Below are 18,640 nucleotides of genomic sequence, written 5' to 3'. Positions count from 1 at the left end.
ACCCATTTCAGGTTAGAATTTTAATAGACTTTCTTTTTTATCAAACTATTTGCCAAATTGTTTCAACAAATCACTAGTATCCACGTAATCTTCAGCAAACTCTTCAAAATCTTCAAAACGATAATCAGCTGTTTCTAAGTCAAGTAAACTATTCCAGCGGAAACCGTAAACATCTTCAATGATAACACTAAGTTCATCAGTTTCCTCATCTACCTGCCATCCCAAATAACGTTCCTGAGTTTCAAAACTCAAGACTACATCTTGACAATCTTGACGCCAAACTTGACCAAGTAATTGCTGACACATCGCATGATCACTTGCAGGCTCATCATTAAACCAAGTAATTTCATGCTTATCAAGAAAAGCAATCAACTGCCAAAACTGTTGTTGGAAACGAATAGGCATACTACGATCAAAAGCCAAACTAAACTTTTCACTCCGTTTGAGCATATCAACTATACTAATCATATGCCCCCTACTTTTCTAACTGTTTGAGGACTGCTGCAAAGTTGTTAGTTAGCTCTTCGAAACTTACAGTAACTTCCTCACGAGTAGAATTATTTTTGACATTAACTTGACCTGACTCCACTTCACTCTCACCTAATGTGATAACAGTCTTGGCCTTGAAGGTATCTGCTGACTTGAATTGTGCCTTAATCTTCCGTCCAAGGTAATCACGTTCAGCTTTAAATCCTTGATAGCGGATAGCTTGAACTAACTCAAGAGCTTTGCCATTAGCACCTGAACCAAGTACTGCGATGTAAACATCCAGACTTTCTTCCACAGGAAGTTCGATACCTTGTTTATCAAGAACCAAAAGCAAGCGTTCTAAACCAAGTCCAAAACCAAAACCAGCTATTTCTGGACCACCGAAGTATTCAACCAAACTATCGTAACGACCGCCCGCACAGATTGTCAATTCAGACTTATCAATAGTGGTAATAAATTCAAAAATCGTGTGGTTGTAGTAATCAAGACCACGTACCATATTAGTATCAATCACATAAGGAATGTTAAGACTATCGAGCATGGCACGCACTTCGTCAAAGTGCGCTTGACTTTCGTCATCTAAATAATCAAGAATAGAGGGTGCATTTTCAACTGCAACCTTATCTTCTTTTTCTTTTGAATCGAGTACTCGCAAAGGATTTTCATCCAAACGGCGCTGACTATCTTTTGATAAAGTATCACGCATTGGTGTCAAGTAGTCAATCAAGGCCTGACGATAAGCCAGACGACTCTCAGTATTTCCAAGGCTATTCAAATGAAGGGTAACTTCCTTGATGCCAAGCGTATTAAAGAGTTGGTAGGCCATAGCAATGGTTTCAACATCTGTGGCTGGATTTTTTGATCCAAAGCACTCTACACCTAGTTGGTGGAACTCACGCAAGCGTCCTGCTTGAGGACGTTCATAACGGAACATTGATCCAATATAATAAACTTTAACGGGTTTTTGAACCTCTGGCGCAAAGAGTTTATTTTCTACATAAGAGCGTACAACCGGTGCTGTTCCTTCTGGACGAAGTGTTATATGACGGTCTCCCTTATCATGAAAATCGTACATTTCCTTAGTAACGATGTCAGTTGTATCACCTACTGAACGTGAAATGACCTCGTAATGTTCAAACATAGGTGTACGAATTTCACCATAATTGTATTTCTTAAATGTTTCACGTGCAACATTTTCTACGTACTGCCATTTAGCACTATCAGCAGGTAAAATATCCTGCGTTCCCTTAGGTTTTTGAAGTTTCATAATGATGATACAGGTCTCAAATAGACCTGCCCTCCTTTTCCGTTATTACAGATATAATCACTCTATTCTATCATAATTTACATAGCTTTTGGGAAATGGTAGAGGTTTTTTCAACGTAAGAAAGAAACAGACCTCCCGGCCTGCCACAATCATTAATCTTCTTTATAAAGAACGAAGGTCACAACAAAAGAGACCACAACAGAAATTACAAGACCTGCAATAGCTGTGTAAAAATATTAAAGTGTATCTTCACCGATATAGGCTGCAATCGTCAAGAGACCTGGGGAACCACCTGCAAAATTTCTCACACCTAAAATACCAAGGAAGAAGCCACCTACTCCCCCTGCAACAATAGATCCTATGACGGCAGCTTTATTTTGCAAAGTTACCCCATAAAGAGCCGGTTTCGTAATCCCACAAATTGCAGTAATTCCAGCAGATGAAGCCAGAACTTTTTTTGGTATCCTTAGTTTTTAAAGCAATAGCAAGGGCTACTCCCCCCTGAGCCACATTCGAAGCTAAAGTACCTGGACCTAAAATCTAAAGTGTTACGATTGCAGTAATTAAGGTCGTAATCATAGGAACCAAGAAAAACTTCACAGCTTTTGGTGAAATTTTAATCGCAAAGCGCTCCACGTAACTCATAAACCAAACTGCCAAAATAACAGGGATAACCGTTGATGAGTAAGAAGTTAATGTAAGAGGAATACTAAAGAAAGAGACGCCATGACCTGATTCCTTGGCAGTTGTCACAATCTGAGTAAAAGTTGGGTGTAATAAAATAGCACCAATCAACATCCCCAATTGAGCATTCGTCTTAAACTGTCGAGCTGCTGAGGCACCTAAAAATACAGGTAAGAAATAAAATCCAGCATCGCCAATAAAATTAAGAACTTGATAGTTAACATCATCTACAGCTACTACCTTAAAGACAACCAAAAGGGACAAAACGGCCTTGATCATCCCTGCTGCTGTAATTACTGGTAAGATTGGGGTGAAAATCCCAGAAATAAGAGCTAAAAAGCTTTGAAGAGGAGTTCTATCTTGTTTTTCCGATGATTCCTTAGATACTTCATCCAGATCCAATAAACCTTCTAAAGCGCGGTATACATTTGGTACATCACTCCCAACAACAACTTGATACTGGCCACCACTCTTAGCCAAACTCACCACACCATCGATAGCTTTAACAGCCTCATCATCAGCTTTAGAATCATCTGCTAAGGTAAAACGTAAACGTGTAGCACAGTGTGTTAGATTCTGAACGTTCTCCTTTCCTCCTACAGCTTCTAAAATCTTCTGACCTGTCTCTTTATAATTCATGACACTTCCTTTCTATATTCATAAAAAGAGAGAACAGGCTGAGCCCGTCCTCTGCATTTTTTCTATTATGACCAAACTTTATCAGTAATTGTTTTAATCAATTTCAATTTATTCCACTCATCTTGCTCAGTCAAGATATTACCTTCTTCAGTTGAGGCAAAACCACATTGAGTTGAGATACCAAGGTTCTTAAGTGGTACAAGTTCAGCCGCTTCATGGATACGAGCAATAACAGCATCTACATCTTCCAAAGCTGGATCCTTAGAAGTAATCACACCAAGTACCAATTCAACATGATCACGGTTATTCCAAATCGTTGGAAGTGGTGCGAAGCTACCTGAACGCGCATCATCGTATTCCAAGAAGAAGATATCATAGTTCAATTGACCAAGATATTTAGCGACTGAATCATAGCCACCTTCAAAAAGATAAGTTGACTTAAAGTTCCCACGACAAATGTGAGTAGCCAAAGTCAAATCTTCTGGAAGACCTTCCAAAGCTTTATTGATAGTGTATACATCATCCTCAGCAATTTTTGCCAACTCAGCTGTTTTCTCAGGATTATTTTTTTCATTCTCAAACTGTTGAATCAAATAACCCCAAGTCGTATCATCCAATTGTACATAACGTGCACCCAAATCGTAGAAATGTTGGATGGTATCATGGTAAGCTTTAGCCAAATCATCAAGGAAATCTGTCCATGAATCATAGTAATCAGCATAAAGATCACTACGGTGGTCACGGTTAATGATGAGTGATGGACTTGGAATAGTTACTTTTGGAGTAATTCCTTCAGGAGTCACTGATTTAAGATATTCAAAGTCACGATAGAAAGGATGATTAGGATTTTCATCAATTTTACCATTGATACGAACGTTAGTTGTACGTGTCTTAGCTCCATGGAATTTATATGAATCCTCTTGTTGGTAAGCTTCAAAACCAGTTAGGTTCCATAGGAAGTCAAGGTGCCACCAAGAACGACCAAATTCACCATCAGAAACGACTTGAAGGCCATTTTCTACCTCATGATGAACCAATTCCTTAACCAATTCATCTTGTACTTTCAACAATTCCTCTTGCGAAATCTCACCATTGGCAAATTTTTCACGTGCTTCTTTTAAAGCTTGTGGACGAAGGTAAGAACCAACATGATCAAAATGATAATGAACTTTACTCATAGTTATTTACTCCTTTTTATTCTTTCATTTAATGTAATAATAAGCCTATTCTAGCACTTGCTGTTATAGCTGTGAAATATGTATTTACTATCACATTGTATAGTTTTTAACTATATATTTTCTTGAGAAGTTTTTTGTCAAGTAACTTTACTTTACAAAAAAGATATGTTATTCTGTTATAGTTGATTTAAAATCAAGAACATAAATATTAATTCGGAGGAAATAAAGAAATGGCAGTACCTGCACGTCACACTTCAAAAGCGAAGAAAAACAAACGTCGTACACACTACAAATTGACTGCTCCATCAGTACAATTTGACGAAACAACTGGAGATTACTCACGTTCACACCGTGTATCACTTAAAGGATACTACAAAGGACGTAAAATCGCTAAAGCTAACGCAGCTAAATAATAGAAGGGAGATACCATGCGCGTAAATATTACACTTGAACACAAAGAATCTGGTGAACGCTTGTACCTTACTTCAAAAAACAAACGTAACACTCCAGACCGTCTTCAATTGAAAAAATACTCACCAAAATTGCGTAAACACGTAATCTTTACTGAGGTTAAATAAGGATTCAATACGAATCAATACAAAAGAAAAACGCTGATTTTAAGCGTTTTTTCTTTATGCAGAATGCGACATATTACACTGTATTTCAATTTAAACTCTACCTTTTTCTCTACCTTTTTATCGTAAAATCTGATTGGACACGGTTTGTGTCCAAGTTATTTATAAATAGCTTTATATCAACCTTTAGCAAGGTTGTACAACTTATTCATAAAAAATAAATAGATCTGATTGAAGACAAAGTCCTCAGAAGTTATACTTCTGGGGACTTTTCTTGCTTCGAAGGAGTATAATAAAAGAAAAGGTATTTGATGAGGTACTCCTATGTTTCACAAAGATAATCCTGAATATAATCGTCGTCAAATAGGTTTCTATACACTTGATGAACTTGTGCCTAAAGACCATTTTCTAAGAAAAGTTGAAGAAACGATTGATTTTTCTTTTATTTATGATGTTGTTGAGGATAGTTATTCTTCAGATAATGGTCGCCCTAGTCTAGCCCCTGTTTTGTTAGTTAAGATTCCTTTGATTCAATGTTTTTATGGCATTCGTTCTATGCACCAAACCATCAAGGATATCGAGGTGAATACGGCTTATCGTTGGTTTCTTGGCTTATCTCTGGATGATAAGGTACCACATTTTACAACTTACGGTAAGAACTATAGCTGACGCTTTCAAAATAAAGAATTGTTAGCACACATTTTTAGTCATGTGCTTCATCACGTTTTGGAGGCGGGGCTCATTGATCCCTCAGAAATCTTCATCGATGGGACACATATCAAGGCAGCTGCTAATAATCATAAGTACAAAAATGTTGTTGTTGATCAAAAAGCTAAATTCATGAGTGAACAACTGGATGTTGAGATTAATTTAGACAGGAAGAAGCATGCAAAAAAGTTCTTAAAGCCCGCCAAAAAAGGCGAAGCTAAATCTAAGAAACAATCAACGACTGATCCAGATAGTGGTTGGTTTCACAAGGGAGAACACAAGGAAGTCTTCGCTTATAATGCTCAGGTAGCTTGTGATAAACATGGTTGGGCCTTGGCTTATACAGTTGAAGCAGGTAACATCCATGATAGTCAGGCCTTTCCTGTTCTTTTCGCCAAGTTAGAACCCTTCTCCCCTGAATTCATTATTGCGGATTCAGGCTACAAAACACCTAGTATTGCCAAGTTTCTTTTAGAAAAAGAGATTACGCCAGTATTCCCTTACACTAGGCCAAGAGTAAGAGAGGCTTTCTACGTCCTAAAGACTTTGTCTATGACGAGCATTTTGACTGCTATCTTTGTCCAGAGAACCAGGTATTAACTTACCGTACAACGACACGTGAAGGTTATAGAGAATATAAAAGTAATCCCGAAATTTGTAAGACCTGTCCCTTGTTAGCGATTTGTACTGAAAGTCGCCAGCACCAAAAAGTTGTTGTGCGTCATATTTGGAAAGATGCCTTAGAAATCTGTGAAGATATCCGTCATCAAAGTGGGATGAAGGAACGGTACCAACACCGGAAAGAAACGATAGAACGTTTATTCGGAACAGCTAAAGAATATCATAACTTGCGTTATACCAGAGAAAAAGGAAAGTCCAAAATGGAAGATAAGGTTGGGCTTACTTTGGCATGTCTAAATATCAAAAAATTGGTAAAAATGATGGTAGGGAAGACCTGTTATTTTATCCAAATACCTCAATATTATTGGATTATGGGAGAATTAAGTGTGAATATAAAAAAAGACAAACATCAAAAACGATGTTTGTCTTCATTCTGAATCAGAATTTTAATAGGAATTCTGATTTTTTTATGCAAATCCATTTAAAAGCCAAAGGGTGTTTAATTATTATTTATTAAAATATAGATAAATATCATTTGATTAGTATTTGTTAAGTAGGAGTGCTTAATTCAAACGACCTCATTATAATGCTTATCACATACATTAAAATAATAAAAAATTGAAAGAAGGTTGAAAAATAAAAATAACATGCTATAATTATAGCGTCTATATGAATAGGGAACATGGGTAGTAGTAACTCGAAGCCAACCTGTTTGTAATATTTTGACTCTTTTGGGGAGAGTTGAATGATTACTTGTTGGTACTTGGTGCTATGTGATATGGTATTGGGATAGGGTTATCATACCGATGTTTTGATTTGTAAGATGGGGATAGAGCGTAAGTAAAGGGGACGCTCTTTAAAATGGGGAGAAGTTTTTATGAAATATATGTAAATTAGCAATACTGCTGGATTCAAAAACACTTTTATTAGCAAAGCGTTTTTTCTCCTGCAGTTTTTTTATTTATTAAATAGTGTATTTTTAAATTCGGGGGAGAAGACTAGAAAATCTCAAAACAATTGATATCCTTGGATGATATGACTTAGTTTTCTTGTCTTACTTCTTGAATTTTATACGTAATGATAGTCTTTTTATTGAGACCTTTTTCTTTATCTACTTTACATCATTTGCAAAACAAGACCAATAGCGAGGGCATTCCCTTTAATGCTTTTGGAGAAAGGATAACTCATTTTCCTTTTTATTGGGGATAATAAAGTGATAATGTAGAGTCTTATTTGTCAATATTATATTGATTTCGTATAGGTCATAGGGGGGGATCTTATGGGAAAATTAAATATTATGGTTGTCTTTGGGACAAGACCAGAGGCAATTAAGATGGCGCCGTTAATTCTTGAGTTGAAAAAAACATCAAGAAACCATTAATACTATTACAGTAGTCACAGCTCAACACCGTCAAATGCTTGACCAGGTTTTGGAGACTTTTGAAATAGTTCCTGATTATGATTTGGATATCATGGGAAAAAAATCAATCACTTCAGGAAATTACTTCTAAAATTTTGGCTAATTTTGATCCAGTTGTTAAGAAAGAACAACCTGATTTGGTTTTAGTTCATAGTGATACTACAACAACTTTTGCTGCTGGATTGGTTGCATTTTACAATAAAGTAAGTATTGGTCACGTTGAGGCTGGGCTTAGAACTTATGACAAATATTCACCATATCCAGAGGAAATGAATCGTCAGGTGACGGTTGTGACTAATTCTATCCATCATGCTGTTAAGCTGGTAGATCTCGGTATTAGTACTAGGATTATTGGTGGTAAGGTTAAACATTCAACAGATGCCTCTATTGGAAGTACAGCTCTGGAACAAATCAGACAACTGAATTTTGATTGTGCTTTCATTGGTGCTAATGGAGTTGATGCCAATTATTTCACAACGCCAGATATGGAAGAGGCGGTCATTAAACGAACAGTGATAGCTAATGCGCAAAAAGCCTATGTTCTAGCTGATGCTTCTAAACTTTCTCAACCTATGCTAAGGTAGCCGAGGTTGAGAAAGTAACCATAATCACAAATGCTTCGGAAGAAGGGCTCCTTAAATAATTAAAAGAGAAAACGAGGGTTATTGAAGTATGATTTATACTGTGACGCTAAACCCATCAATCGACTTCATTGTTCGTATCGACAAGGTAGAGATTGGTGAAGTTAACCGAATAGAGAGTGATGATAAATTCGCTGGCGGTAAGGGTATTAATGTCAGCCGTATTCTACAACGTTTAGGAATTGACAATACTGCTACGGGCTTCATCGGTGGTTTTACAGGACGTTTTGTTACAGACAGTTTGGATGCTGAAGGTATTAAAACTACTTAGAATGGTGAGACTGTAATGGTATTAGGAAAAGTAAGTGATTTTTTAATCAAGCATCAAAGATTGTTAACATACTTAAGTATTTTTGCTGCGTTAATGTTATTAATGCGCTTAGTGTATGATGATGTTTTGATTGACCATGATAATCCCATCGTTTTAGCAATCTTTATAGGAATACTAGTTCTTTGGACCCTAGCATCTTACCTTAATCGAAGACAGCATATGCTATCCCACTTTATCTTACAGAGTTCGAAACTTATTAACGTCTATGCTGTAGACTTAGATTATCGTTTTATTGCGGTTAATAAGAATGATATTCGGCTCATGGAAGAAATCTTTTATTTCACTCCCAAAATTGGTGACTTTCCAATGAATTATCTTAATAGTGAAGATGCTGCGCGTTTAAAAGCAAATGTTGATCGTGCGAAAAAGGGTGAAACATTTATATTTATGGATACTATTAAGACAGGCGACAAAACGCTTTACTGGCAAAATATGTATTCTCCCATTTATAACAATCGCCAAAAAGTGATTGGTGTTTTTTGTTTTGTTCTTGATGTTACAGAGCAGAGACTTCATGAACTTGAAATACAGAGGATGGCATACGAAGATGTTTTAACACGGGTTCATAATCGACGATATATTGAGCTTGCTTTTGAGGAATGTCTGACACGTAAAGAAGAACAAATTACGGTTATTATATCTGATTTGGATAAATTCAAGGAAGCAAATGATACCTTTGGACATGCTACGGGAGATAAGATTCTAATTGAATTTGGTGATATTTTAACGAAGATAATGCCTGAAAGTGCTGTAATAGCAAGGTTAGGTGGAGATGAATTTGCGGTTTTACTCCCTGGAGTTTCTGAAAATCAAGCTGAATTTTTAATAAAACTTGTTCAAGCAGAAATGACTCTCAAAGATATGGGGATTACAGCATCTTTAGGTGCTTATACGGACTCTTATCAATCACATAAAAACTTCGTTGATTTTTTTGCAATAGCTGATAAGAAAATGTACGAAAATAAAAGTCAGAAAGGAAAATCAAATGTTTGACATTATTCTAGTCGATGACGGTAGTGGAGCTGATTTTGCACCGTTATTTGCAATAGCTGATAAGAAAATGTACGAAAATAAAAGTCAGAAAGGAGAACGTCGATGATGTTTCAAGATGTTGTTATTGTCATTCCTGCCTATGAACCTGATGACCGTTTGTTGGAACTTTTGAAAAATATTCGGGATAAGGAAAATCAAATGTTTGACATTATTCTAGTCGATGACGGTAGTGGAGCTGATTTTGCACCGTTATTTGCAATAGCGCAGAGTGACTATGCATGTCATTTGCAAAGACATGATGATAATAAAGGAAAAGGTCGTGCTTTAAAAACGGCTATTTCATATATTTTGGACAATTTTCCTAATGCCAAAGGAATTGTGACGATTGATTCTGATGGTCAACATACCTACGAAGACATGATGAAATGTTTGGCTGAATTTTTGCAACATCCTGATAGTTTGGTGCTGGGTGTTAGAACATTTGAAAAATCTGTTCCTTTACGTAGTAAATTTGGAAATTTATTGACAAGAGACGTCTTGGGGGCTATGACAGGTATGAACGTTTCTGATACGCAAACGGGGCTTCGTGTGATTCCTATGTCATGGTTGCCAAAACTCTTAACCGTGGAGGGTGAACGGTATGAATTTGAGATGAATATGTTACTTGAGGCAAAAGAGGACAATATTCTGATTTGTGAAGTTGGCATTGCAACGATTTATTTGGATGAAAATCAGTCGTCGCATTTTGATGCGATTCGTGACTCGATTAGAATTTACAAGGTTTTCTTCAAGTACATTTTTTCAGCATTGTTTTCCTTCTTGGTTGATATTGTTGCTTTTACGATTTTAATTTCTTTGTTTAATGGATTGAGTTTTAGTGCGGTGACGTTAGCTTCGATTTTAGCGCGTGCGATATCATCTGTTGTTAATTTCACCTTGAATCATAAGGTGGTCTTTAAACGAGGTCAATCAAATAGTGCGATAAAATACTTCACTTTGGTGGTAGTACAGATTGTTTTGTCAAGTTTATTGGTAACAGTTCTAGGAAATGCCTTGACGACGCTGCCAATTTCATTGGTGAAGATTTTAGTTGACGGTACACTTTTCTTTGTCAGTTATTTTGTGCAAAAACATTTGATTTTTAGTGGAGGTGAGAATGAAGACTAGTAAGAGGATACTCTATTTCGTTGCATTTGTAACGACTGCCTTTTATTTAACTTGGCGTTTGGTGGCGACTATTCCGTGGCATGATTCATGGTTTGCGCTGATCTTTGGGATTTTATTGTGGGGAAGTGAGGTAGTTTCAGCCATTACAGGCTACATTCTCATTTGGAATAAGCAAAAGGACTTTGAGCTTAAAAAGCCTGAGATTGCTAAGGAGCGTTACCCAGATGTGGATGTTTTGATTGCAACGCATAATGAGGATCCAGAGTTGCTTTATAAGACGATTAATGCCTGTACTTTTATGGAATATCCTGATAAGTCTAAGGTGCATATCTACGTCTGTGATGATACCAATCGTCTAGAAGTTGCCAAATTGGCTGATGAGCTTGGTGTTGGTTATTTTGGTTTGGCGGATAATAAAGATGCCAAATCAGGAAACTACAATAATGCTTTACGTCAGACGTCATCACCTTTGGTGGCGACATTTGATGCGGATATGATTCCTTATCGTGAATTCCTGTTGGAAACTGTGCCTTATTTTGTTGAACAAGTTGAGGCTTATGAAAATGGTGACGATTATGATAAGTCAAAAGTTGGTTTGATTCAAACGCCACAAAGTTTTTACAATGCTGATATTTTCCAATTTAACTTGTTTTCAGAATCAACCTTACCAAACGAACAAGATTTCTTTTCCAAAGAAATTAATGTTTGCAATAATTCGCACGGTGCAGCGGTTTATACGGGGTCTAATACGCTTATTTTCCGCAAGGCGATTGAAGATGTTGGTGGTTTTCCGACAGATACCATTACGGAGGATTTCGAGCTAGGTGTTCGGATGAATGCGGCTGGTTATGTAAATTATTCGACGAAAAGTCCAATGGCTAGCGGGTTAACGCCAACAGATTTGAAGAGTGTCATCAAACAGCGCGCGCGCTGGGGACGTGGCGTTATTCGCAGTAGCTACAATATGAATATCTTCTTTAATCCCAAATTGACAAAGGGGCAAAGAATTGTTTATATTAATGGCTATCTTTATTGGTGGTCTTTCTTTAGACGGTTATTGTATATCTTGGCACCGATTTTATATACGGTTTTCCATGTGCGTGTGGTGGTGTCAAATATCTGGCTACTGTTCCTATTCTGGTTGCCAAGTTACGCATTGACACACTTGTCAATGCGAGAAGTCTCAAAACAATACCGAACACAGGTTTGGGGAGAAATTGTGGAAACGATTTTTGCTCCGTATTTGTTTATTCCCATGATGTTGGAGTCCTTTGGCATTAGCGAAAAAAAATTTAAGGTGACACGTAAGGGAAATGATACGTCGTGGACGTTGTACCTTTATGCGCTTCCTTATCTTGTTTTATGGGGATTAGCCGTTTATGGGTTGGTGACTTTTAACTATGGAAAATTTGGTTCAGAGCTTTTTTATGGAAGTATTATCAGTTTTTGGTTGATTTATCATATCATCAATTTGACCTTTGCGATTTTCTGTGCGCTTGGTCGTCCGATTTATCGCTCAAGTGAGCGTTTTACTGTTGATGAAGCTATGGTTATTGAGGTTGATGATGATTCTTACCAAGTGAGAGTCTGTGATATTTCAGAAACGGGGATTTCATTCTATACGGATTTACCATTGTATTTGCCGAAAGAAAAAGAACTGACGCTTAATTTGCAATCACGTGATTACCATGCGAGGGTAAAAGGTCATGTTGTTCGTGTTTTTGCGATTGATAATGGTTGGCGCTACGGCGTTCAATTTTCAGAAATTCCTGAAGCTGATAAGCGCGAATTTTATCAGTACATTTATGACCGCATTAATCACAATCTTCCGAAGGAAAAAGACCCTTGGATGACAACATGGGATGATTTATTTGAGAACTTTAGTCAACGTTTCCAAAATAATGAACGTCCTGTTTCAGCCTATGACCAAGTAGCTTTTCCGAAAGTTCGTGTTAATGAAGAGGTTCAGGTTGCTGGAAAAAAATGCCAGCTTAGAAAGACAGATTATTATTACATGACATTTTCTGGAAAATTGACAAATCCTAAAAAAGGACCGAATGTCGCATTTACCTACAAAGATTTGCCAATTCAGTTGACTTTTGTGTCCTATGATATTGATAGAGACGAATCGCTTTATCGAGTTACCAATTTAGCGGATTTGGATAGCTTACCTGCTTTTAAAGCCTTAGCAAATGAATGGAGAGGGAGAGTATGATTAGTATTGCTAGATTACTGTTGTTCTTTGTGATTACCATGGGGTACAATGCCTTTTTCCGTAATACTGTGAAGATGAATCGCAGTCTGACATGGGTGTTTACATTTTCAGTCATTACATTGGTATTGTACCTTGGTAGTTTGTTAGGCTTTATGTTGCAGACCGTGTATGCCATTTCTGTTTTGGGCTGTCTTTTGAGTCTTTATTATCTTTGGGCGGTATGGAAAAAGAAATATCGCTTTAGGAGACTTGATTATATTGCGCTTGGAATGATGGCTTATTTGCTTTTGTTTGGAATAACGCTCTGGCATTCACCGCTTTTACATTATGATAATTTTACGCATTGGGCAACGATTGTAAAATTTTTCCATATCAATAATGCTTTGCCAACACAGCAGGATACGATTATTAGTTATTATACCTATCCTGTTGGAAGTTCACTTTTCATTTATTTTTTCACGACTATCGTAGGCTTTTCAGAAGGTAGTATGTTGGTCGGGCAATTCTTCTTGATTGCTTCCAGTCTTTATGCCATGTTTGCGGCACTTCGTGATGATCGACGTGTCTTAATGGTTAGCATGATTTTTGCTTCGTTTGCTGTTTTTAATACGTTCAACGTTGCTATTCGATTAAATAATTTGCTGGTTGATTTTCTGCTTCCGGCCTTGGCCTTGGCAGCCATAGCAGGTTGTTTTGTCTATCGTAATCGTTTCTGGTTTTTGTCACTAAATACGGCGGTAATTCTTGGATTATTAAGTATCGTCAAAGTAAGTGGACTTTTCTTTGTCGCTCTCGTTTTAGTAGTTTATGTGGTTTGTATTGTGCGTTTACTTGTTCGTAAAAGAGCACGTTTAAAAGCACTAGTGCTGCTCATAATGACCTTGCTAGTCAGCTGTCTTCCTTTTGTTATTTGGCAAAAGCATGTGACGGATAATTTCCCAAATGCCTCAAGTGCCAAGCATGCGGTGTCCATGTCAGAACTTGGTCAGGTATTGACTGGAAATCTGTCAGGCGACCCACAAAAAATTATCACTCTTTTTGTCAAATCGGTGTTTACGTTTGACAGTTTGGCAAGCAATGGAATTTTGATAATCAATCTGATTATGCTGATTGCCTTTATTGTGATTGGCATTCGTTTGAAATATAAGAAATTTGTCTTGTTGACTTGGGGATTTGTTGATATTTCGATTGTGACTTACTATATTGGCATTTTACTCATGTATCTGACAGCAATGCCGACTGATGAAGCGTTAGAATTAGCAGGATTTGAGCGCTATGCTTCGAGCATCGTTATCTTTGCTTTTGGTTGTTTGACCATGGCTTTAGCATGGGTAATGGACAAGTGTCTGTATGAAAAAATCATTAGTAAACGTAATGCTAGGTCTTACAAGAGCTTATTTAATAAACACTTGTACCAATACGCGAGCCTTGTTTTGACAGTTTATGCCATTGGAATGTTCTTGTCAGAAAATAATAGCATTGTTTACAATAACAATCAGGAAACAAACGAGGTCGTAAAAGAAATTCATCAGTTTACTGAAAGTCAGAGTAATTCGTCAACGGATAGAATTTTGGTTGTAACAGCAGATAAGGAGAATGTAGATAATTATTTTGTCCAATATGCTAGTCGTTATTATCTGTGGGATGTCAATGTTGATGCCAGAGAAAATTTTGTGACGGCTGACCAAGAATTTTTAGATTTAATGGCATCATACAGCGACAGCGCAACAAGTTATTACCTCGGCAATGAAAATATCGATACTAGAGATGGTTCCAATTTAACAGACGATGACTTTATTGCACTCTTAAAAACGTATGACGAAGTCTTGATTTTAGATGACCATTATACGTTTAATGCCTTGACGAAAAAACTATTTGGTCGGACATATTCCCCAGGATTGTATAAAGTATCAGATATTCTTGCTGGAAAAGGGTAAGTTTTCTAGCTTTATCAAGCATAAGTCTTGATATTTCAAATAAAATATTCTATTATAACAAAAAATATGTAGAAGGAGGCGGAGTTTGTGACTTCGCCTCTTGTAGTGCTCAAAAGACTTTCTTGAACATTGGAGAGGAAGCTAAGATAAGTCCGTTTGAATTATCTGCTCTACTCATCACACAAAGCGAGGTCCTTAAAAGATACAATCCACGTTCCACACACTCAACACTAGCATAGAAAAATCTCATATCTACAAAAGCAATATCAGATTTTGGTTCTCGTGAACAATCAAAATAGCCCTTTATCTATCTCTTTTATAGTTGTTTTCCCAATATTCCCTTTCACCTTTTCCTATGCCTTCTGGTAGTTGCTTCAAACATTGTCCATACTTTGATATTTAACAATTTCAGTTATTTCAGCCAAAGAAAGTCGATGGGATGCTCTGCTAAAGTCCGTATCGAAGTAATCAACCTCTTCTATTTCAACTAAAATCTCATAATTTTGACCAAGATAATATTTAATTTCAGACGGTACTAACTTCTCTGATTCTTACTGAAGTAAAATAATTGAATTAAAAACCATGAAAATAAGATTTTCATGGTTTTTCTATTACTCAAAGAGGATCTCCTATGACAAAAATAGAAACATTTAGATGGCGTATGTGGCATGTTTATCTCCTTATTTTTATAACCATTCTACTTACAGGTACATTCGTTCGCTATGGTTATAGAATTCAGGCCGCTTATTCCTTAGACGATAGACTTTACGACTATACTAACAAAAAAGTTACTGTAACATCCTTTCAAAACGTCAAAATTGGAAACTTTAACGTTTTAGGTGTTAAGTTTGGAAATGAAAATGCACTTGAGAGAAGTCAATTAGCCGTCGGTCGCACCTATCTAGCCTTCCAAGAATCTAGGTATAAAGTATCTAAACACAAGAAGGACTCTAAAAATTATGATATTATCCACTATTATCAGCTTGGTAAAGATACTGGAAAAGGACACACTATTAATGTACTAGACCTTGCTAAGAAACTAGGATATGATGATCCTGGTTCCATGGATAATACCATGTACTCCGATGGTAGGGATGAGTTTGTGAAATTTTCATCCTATGACAACGAAAAAGTATTCTATGTCAATTTACGCACCCATAAGGCAACTAAAACCAAACCAGCAAAAGTCAGTCAATACTACGGATTTGCTAAACCTTATCGCTATCTCCTTTCAAAGGATAATTTTTCTGTAGGTCATAAAGATGATCCCCTCACTATCAACTCCATGCCCCTTATCTGGACCAAAGAAAGAAATTTTGCTGATTACAAAGATCAAGACGATAACGAATACAGTGACCAATCGCTCAAAAAAAGAGTCAGCCTAATTATCGTAACAACTGATTCACTTAATTTGGATGATGCCATTAAACTCCAAAAAAAGTTAACACCAGATAAGGAGGATATCTATTGGTATTTTACAAGTACTGATACAACGACTGGACACCTCGAGGAAGTTAAAAGTCAAAAAGATTACAACCTACTAGTTAAGGAGAGTCATAACTAATATGGTAAAAAATAACTTCAAATACCTTAAAATTACTATGCCCTTGATTTTATTATTGACCATGATTGCTATCTTTTTCTATTACAATGCTCAAGAAAATATTAAAGGGTTTTATAAAACTCGTGGATTTCAAGGAAAGGTGCAAATAACTGGTATCGGATGGGCAGATAAAATTACTTATCGTATGAATAAAGAAGATGAGGTTAAACATTACCTGATTTTCCATATTGATTATCAAGAGACCATTAATAACAAAAAAGAACATGTAAATACTCAACTTCCTCTCCATATTCAAGATTTACTCTATCTTTACATTGCCAGCCCAACAGAAAGCGACTCAGATTTTAATCGCCAAAATAGTGAATATAAGATTTTACCTGATGAAAGAGAATATGGGGACGACTTTGTTAAGAAGTCTATTAAAATCAACCCTAGAAATCAAAAATTTATCAATGATATCTCTGAAGCTTTAAGAACCGAGAAAGATTTAAAAAATATTATTGTTCAGATAGAACCTGTACCATACACGACGCTCTATACTTATGAGAGGGGACATTCTAAAGCGCTAGGTGGCTATTATGATTTTTCACTTAAAGATGCTCTACGAAACAAACAACTTACTGTCCAATTGAGTTTTCCTTCTGGTTCCACGACTAAAGAAATTGACTTACATTCTCAATTAGAACAAGTACTAAAAAACTCTGAACTACCAGATGGATGGTATATCTTAAATCAAAATAACGACTTTCCAAAAGAGGTACATATTGATGGCAATCAAATTAGAAGTAACTGAAGTAAGAACTCAGAACGAATTATCTGAGGAAGAATGGTCTTTCCCTATTTGGAGATGGGCGGCTTTCTCACTATTTGACACCCTAATCCTAGTTAGTCCCTTGACAAGAGAATTGATTTACCCTGGTGGGAGTGATTCTCGTTTTTACCTAGGTAAATCATTGGGTAACTTGATACTAGATGATACACAACGCTTCATTTTTATTATTATCATCCTAACACTGTTGCTGCCTGCTCTTGCCTTAATCGTAGAAAGCCTATTATTTTCAAAAGGATATCCTCTACTTTCAATAATATGTAGCTGTTTAATTTTTGTTAGTGCAACAGTCTTATTTGTCTATAGTCTCAGTATTGTCCCAGATTTTTGGAGCTTTACTATTTATAGTTATATGCTTTACCTTCTCTTCAACATAGGTTACTCCCTAAGAAATATCAATAGAATCATCAATCTTAGGCAGAATAATACCAAAGCATAACTGCCTGTATCCACCTCCCCTTCTTTTTAGCATAGGAATGACACAAACGAAACAAAAAGTCATTGTCCACTCTGAATTTGACCACCTAGCTAAAAGCTTCGATATTAATTTTGAAAATCATTTTAGGAATACTCTAGACTCATGTCCCAGAAATAAATTTCACTCCTTTGGTAGCAAATAAACAATTTAATTAATAGTAAAAAGATCAACATATTACCGTTGATCTTTTATTTTTACTCTAAATCTTTCAGAATATCTGTAAATCTATGTGTAAACATAGCTGTCATTCCCCATATGTTTTCTGTCAATTTTCTGTAAAAAGGAATATGACGTTCACTATACCCAAAATTGTATTTTTCTCTATTTTTTACCAGGAAAAATGGGAAATCTTTCGCATCACTCAAGGTAGAAGTCACTTTATAATAAATCGGTTCCTCTGTCAACAAAGTGTCAACATAAACTGTAAACAACCGTTTCACCTCTTCATTTGGATGAATATCCTCCCAATTTTCTATATTTATCTTTCCAACAAAGCAATGGATGGTTCTCCCCTGATGAATCAGATAATCAATCTCTCCCCAAATGTCAATTTGATCAGGACTTAAGTTTAGTTCCTCACACGTTTCTCGTATAGCAGCTTCTTGAAAAGTCTCACCATCTTCGACACGGCCACCAGGAAAAGAGACCTCACCTGGTTGAGAAATATGCTCACTTCGTACTTGGTAAAGGATTTGATACTTATCAGTTTTTACATCATATATCAAGGGTAAAAGCACTGCATAGCGTCCTTTCTCCCCTAGTGGCTTCGGCTCGTAATGAGCTAGTTTATCTTTAATAGTCATAAGAACTCCTTGATTTCATATTATCATAAAAAAGGAGATAGCCCCATTATGTAAAATTTTTATATATAAAATATTGACATATCTTTCTAAAAGAGATACAC

At 36.4% G+C, this 18,640-nt stretch carries 15 protein-coding genes and 4 pseudogenes; 13 read left to right on the top strand and 6 right to left on the bottom strand.

Annotation, left to right across the window (positions count from 1 at the left end):
• Window positions 1–45 precede the first annotated feature (45 nt).
• The 5 genes from H7T93_RS03580 to H7T93_RS03565 form a co-directional block, all read right to left on the bottom strand.
• A complete protein-coding gene (locus tag H7T93_RS03580) occupies window positions 46–468 on the bottom strand; it encodes a hypothetical protein (protein WP_002892121.1) in 423 nt (140 codons plus the stop codon).
• A gap of 7 nt (window positions 469–475) precedes the next feature.
• Window positions 476–1,756: a histidine--tRNA ligase gene (gene hisS / locus H7T93_RS03575; protein WP_175057854.1), complete on the bottom strand. Its 1,281-nt coding sequence runs from the start codon at window positions 1,754–1,756 to the stop codon at window positions 476–478.
• Between the two features lie 236 nt (window positions 1,757–1,992).
• The gene (locus tag H7T93_RS09960) at window positions 1,993–2,139 is read right to left on the bottom strand and encodes a hypothetical protein (RefSeq protein WP_227039390.1); all 147 of its coding nucleotides are present in this window, start codon (window positions 2,137–2,139) and stop codon (window positions 1,993–1,995) included.
• A 157-nt stretch (window positions 2,140–2,296) separates the two neighbouring features.
• Complete coding sequence (locus H7T93_RS03570) at window positions 2,297–3,079, bottom strand: PTS transporter subunit EIIC (RefSeq protein ID WP_021144728.1); 783 nt, start codon at window positions 3,077–3,079, stop codon at window positions 2,297–2,299.
• Between the two features lie 65 nt (window positions 3,080–3,144).
• Window positions 3,145–4,257, bottom strand: a complete 1,113-nt coding sequence (locus H7T93_RS03565; protein WP_175057855.1) for a vitamin B12 independent methionine synthase — start codon at window positions 4,255–4,257, stop codon at window positions 3,145–3,147.
• Window positions 4,258–4,487: 230 nt separating this feature from the next.
• Here H7T93_RS03565 and rpmF point away from each other — a divergent pair, with 230 nt between their 5' ends.
• The 13 genes and pseudogenes from rpmF to H7T93_RS03505 all read left to right on the top strand — a co-directional run bounded on the left by rpmF (window position 4,488) and on the right by H7T93_RS03505 (window position 17,697).
• A complete protein-coding gene (gene rpmF / locus H7T93_RS03560; RefSeq protein ID WP_002885630.1) occupies window positions 4,488–4,670 on the top strand; it encodes a 50S ribosomal protein L32 in 183 nt (60 codons plus the stop codon).
• Between the two features lie 15 nt (window positions 4,671–4,685).
• Window positions 4,686–4,835, top strand: a complete 150-nt coding sequence (gene rpmG, locus H7T93_RS03555; protein ID WP_002262412.1) for a 50S ribosomal protein L33 — start codon at window positions 4,686–4,688, stop codon at window positions 4,833–4,835.
• A 321-nt stretch (window positions 4,836–5,156) separates the two neighbouring features.
• Window positions 5,157–6,611 (top strand): annotated as a pseudogene (locus H7T93_RS03550) (IS1182 family transposase).
• Window positions 6,612–7,440: 829 nt separating this feature from the next.
• A pseudogene (locus H7T93_RS09955) lies at window positions 7,441–7,868 on the top strand (UDP-N-acetylglucosamine 2-epimerase); the annotation flags it as partial.
• A pseudogene (locus tag H7T93_RS03545) lies at window positions 7,842–8,224 on the top strand (UDP-N-acetylglucosamine 2-epimerase); the annotation flags it as partial. The pseudogenes H7T93_RS09955 and H7T93_RS03545, both read left to right, overlap by 27 nt.
• Window positions 8,225–8,253: 29 nt before the next feature.
• Window positions 8,254–8,487, top strand: a pseudogene (locus tag H7T93_RS03540) (PfkB family carbohydrate kinase); the annotation flags it as partial.
• Window positions 8,488–8,508: 21 nt separating this feature from the next.
• Window positions 8,509–9,546 (top strand): GGDEF domain-containing protein, encoded by a 1,038-nt coding sequence (locus H7T93_RS03535; RefSeq protein ID WP_014635176.1) that lies wholly within the window; start codon window positions 8,509–8,511, stop codon window positions 9,544–9,546.
• 102 nt (window positions 9,547–9,648) lie between these two features.
• Complete coding sequence (locus H7T93_RS03530; protein ID WP_084915202.1) at window positions 9,649–10,713, top strand: bifunctional glycosyltransferase family 2/GtrA family protein; 1,065 nt, start codon at window positions 9,649–9,651, stop codon at window positions 10,711–10,713.
• Window positions 10,703–12,928, top strand: coding sequence for a glycosyltransferase family 2 protein (locus H7T93_RS03525; protein ID WP_175063095.1), 2,226 nt, complete (start codon window positions 10,703–10,705; stop codon window positions 12,926–12,928). The genes H7T93_RS03530 and H7T93_RS03525 overlap by 11 nt, the downstream gene beginning before the upstream one ends.
• A complete protein-coding gene (locus H7T93_RS03520) occupies window positions 12,925–14,865 on the top strand; it encodes a hypothetical protein (RefSeq protein WP_195918084.1) in 1,941 nt (646 codons plus the stop codon). Before H7T93_RS03525 ends, H7T93_RS03520 begins: the two co-directional genes overlap by 4 nt.
• Window positions 14,866–15,496: 631 nt before the next feature.
• A complete protein-coding gene (locus H7T93_RS03515) occupies window positions 15,497–16,429 on the top strand; it encodes a hypothetical protein (protein ID WP_049545994.1) in 933 nt (310 codons plus the stop codon).
• Between the two features lies 1 nt (window position 16,430).
• Window positions 16,431–17,222, top strand: coding sequence for a hypothetical protein (locus H7T93_RS03510; RefSeq protein WP_195918083.1), 792 nt, complete (start codon window positions 16,431–16,433; stop codon window positions 17,220–17,222).
• Complete coding sequence (locus H7T93_RS03505) at window positions 17,197–17,697, top strand: hypothetical protein (protein WP_073686040.1); 501 nt, start codon at window positions 17,197–17,199, stop codon at window positions 17,695–17,697. Before H7T93_RS03510 ends, H7T93_RS03505 begins: the two co-directional genes overlap by 26 nt.
• A 233-nt stretch (window positions 17,698–17,930) precedes the next feature.
• Here the strand turns inward: H7T93_RS03505 and H7T93_RS03500 are convergent, their stop codons facing one another.
• Window positions 17,931–18,539 (bottom strand): NUDIX hydrolase, encoded by a 609-nt coding sequence (locus tag H7T93_RS03500; protein WP_073686041.1) that lies wholly within the window; start codon window positions 18,537–18,539, stop codon window positions 17,931–17,933.
• Between the last annotated feature and the right edge of the window lie 101 nt (window positions 18,540–18,640).

The organism is Streptococcus sp. 9.1, from assembly GCF_016648815.1.
In the GTDB taxonomy this organism is placed as follows: domain Bacteria; phylum Bacillota; class Bacilli; order Lactobacillales; family Streptococcaceae; genus Streptococcus; species Streptococcus salivarius_E.
Note: the sequence above shows the minus strand (reverse complement) of the source record. Positions and strands in the feature narration are given on the sequence as shown.

Bases quoted from the DNA above. Each gene is read 5' to 3' on its own strand.
- H7T93_RS03580 (WP_002892121.1), bottom strand. From the start codon at position 468: ATGATTAGTATAGTTGATATGCTCAAACGGAGTGAAAAGTTTAGTTTG.
- hisS (WP_175057854.1), bottom strand. From the start codon at position 1,756: ATGAAACTTCAAAAACCTAAGGGAACGCAGGATATTTTACCTGCTGAT.
- H7T93_RS03570 (WP_021144728.1), bottom strand. From the start codon at position 3,079: ATGAATTATAAAGAGACAGGTCAGAAGATTTTAGAAGCTGTAGGAGGA.
- H7T93_RS03565 (WP_175057855.1), bottom strand. From the start codon at position 4,257: ATGAGTAAAGTTCATTATCATTTTGATCATGTTGGTTCTTACCTTCGT.
- rpmF (WP_002885630.1), top strand. From the start codon at position 4,488: ATGGCAGTACCTGCACGTCACACTTCAAAAGCGAAGAAAAACAAACGT.
- rpmG (WP_002262412.1), top strand. From the start codon at position 4,686: ATGCGCGTAAATATTACACTTGAACACAAAGAATCTGGTGAACGCTTG.
- H7T93_RS03535 (WP_014635176.1), top strand. From the start codon at position 8,509: ATGGTATTAGGAAAAGTAAGTGATTTTTTAATCAAGCATCAAAGATTG.
- H7T93_RS03530 (WP_084915202.1), top strand. From the start codon at position 9,649: ATGATGTTTCAAGATGTTGTTATTGTCATTCCTGCCTATGAACCTGAT.
- H7T93_RS03525 (WP_175063095.1), top strand. From the start codon at position 10,703: ATGAAGACTAGTAAGAGGATACTCTATTTCGTTGCATTTGTAACGACT.
- H7T93_RS03520 (WP_195918084.1), top strand. From the start codon at position 12,925: ATGATTAGTATTGCTAGATTACTGTTGTTCTTTGTGATTACCATGGGG.
- H7T93_RS03515 (WP_049545994.1), top strand. From the start codon at position 15,497: ATGACAAAAATAGAAACATTTAGATGGCGTATGTGGCATGTTTATCTC.
- H7T93_RS03510 (WP_195918083.1), top strand. From the start codon at position 16,431: ATGGTAAAAAATAACTTCAAATACCTTAAAATTACTATGCCCTTGATT.
- H7T93_RS03505 (WP_073686040.1), top strand. From the start codon at position 17,197: ATGGCAATCAAATTAGAAGTAACTGAAGTAAGAACTCAGAACGAATTA.
- H7T93_RS03500 (WP_073686041.1), bottom strand. From the start codon at position 18,539: ATGACTATTAAAGATAAACTAGCTCATTACGAGCCGAAGCCACTAGGG.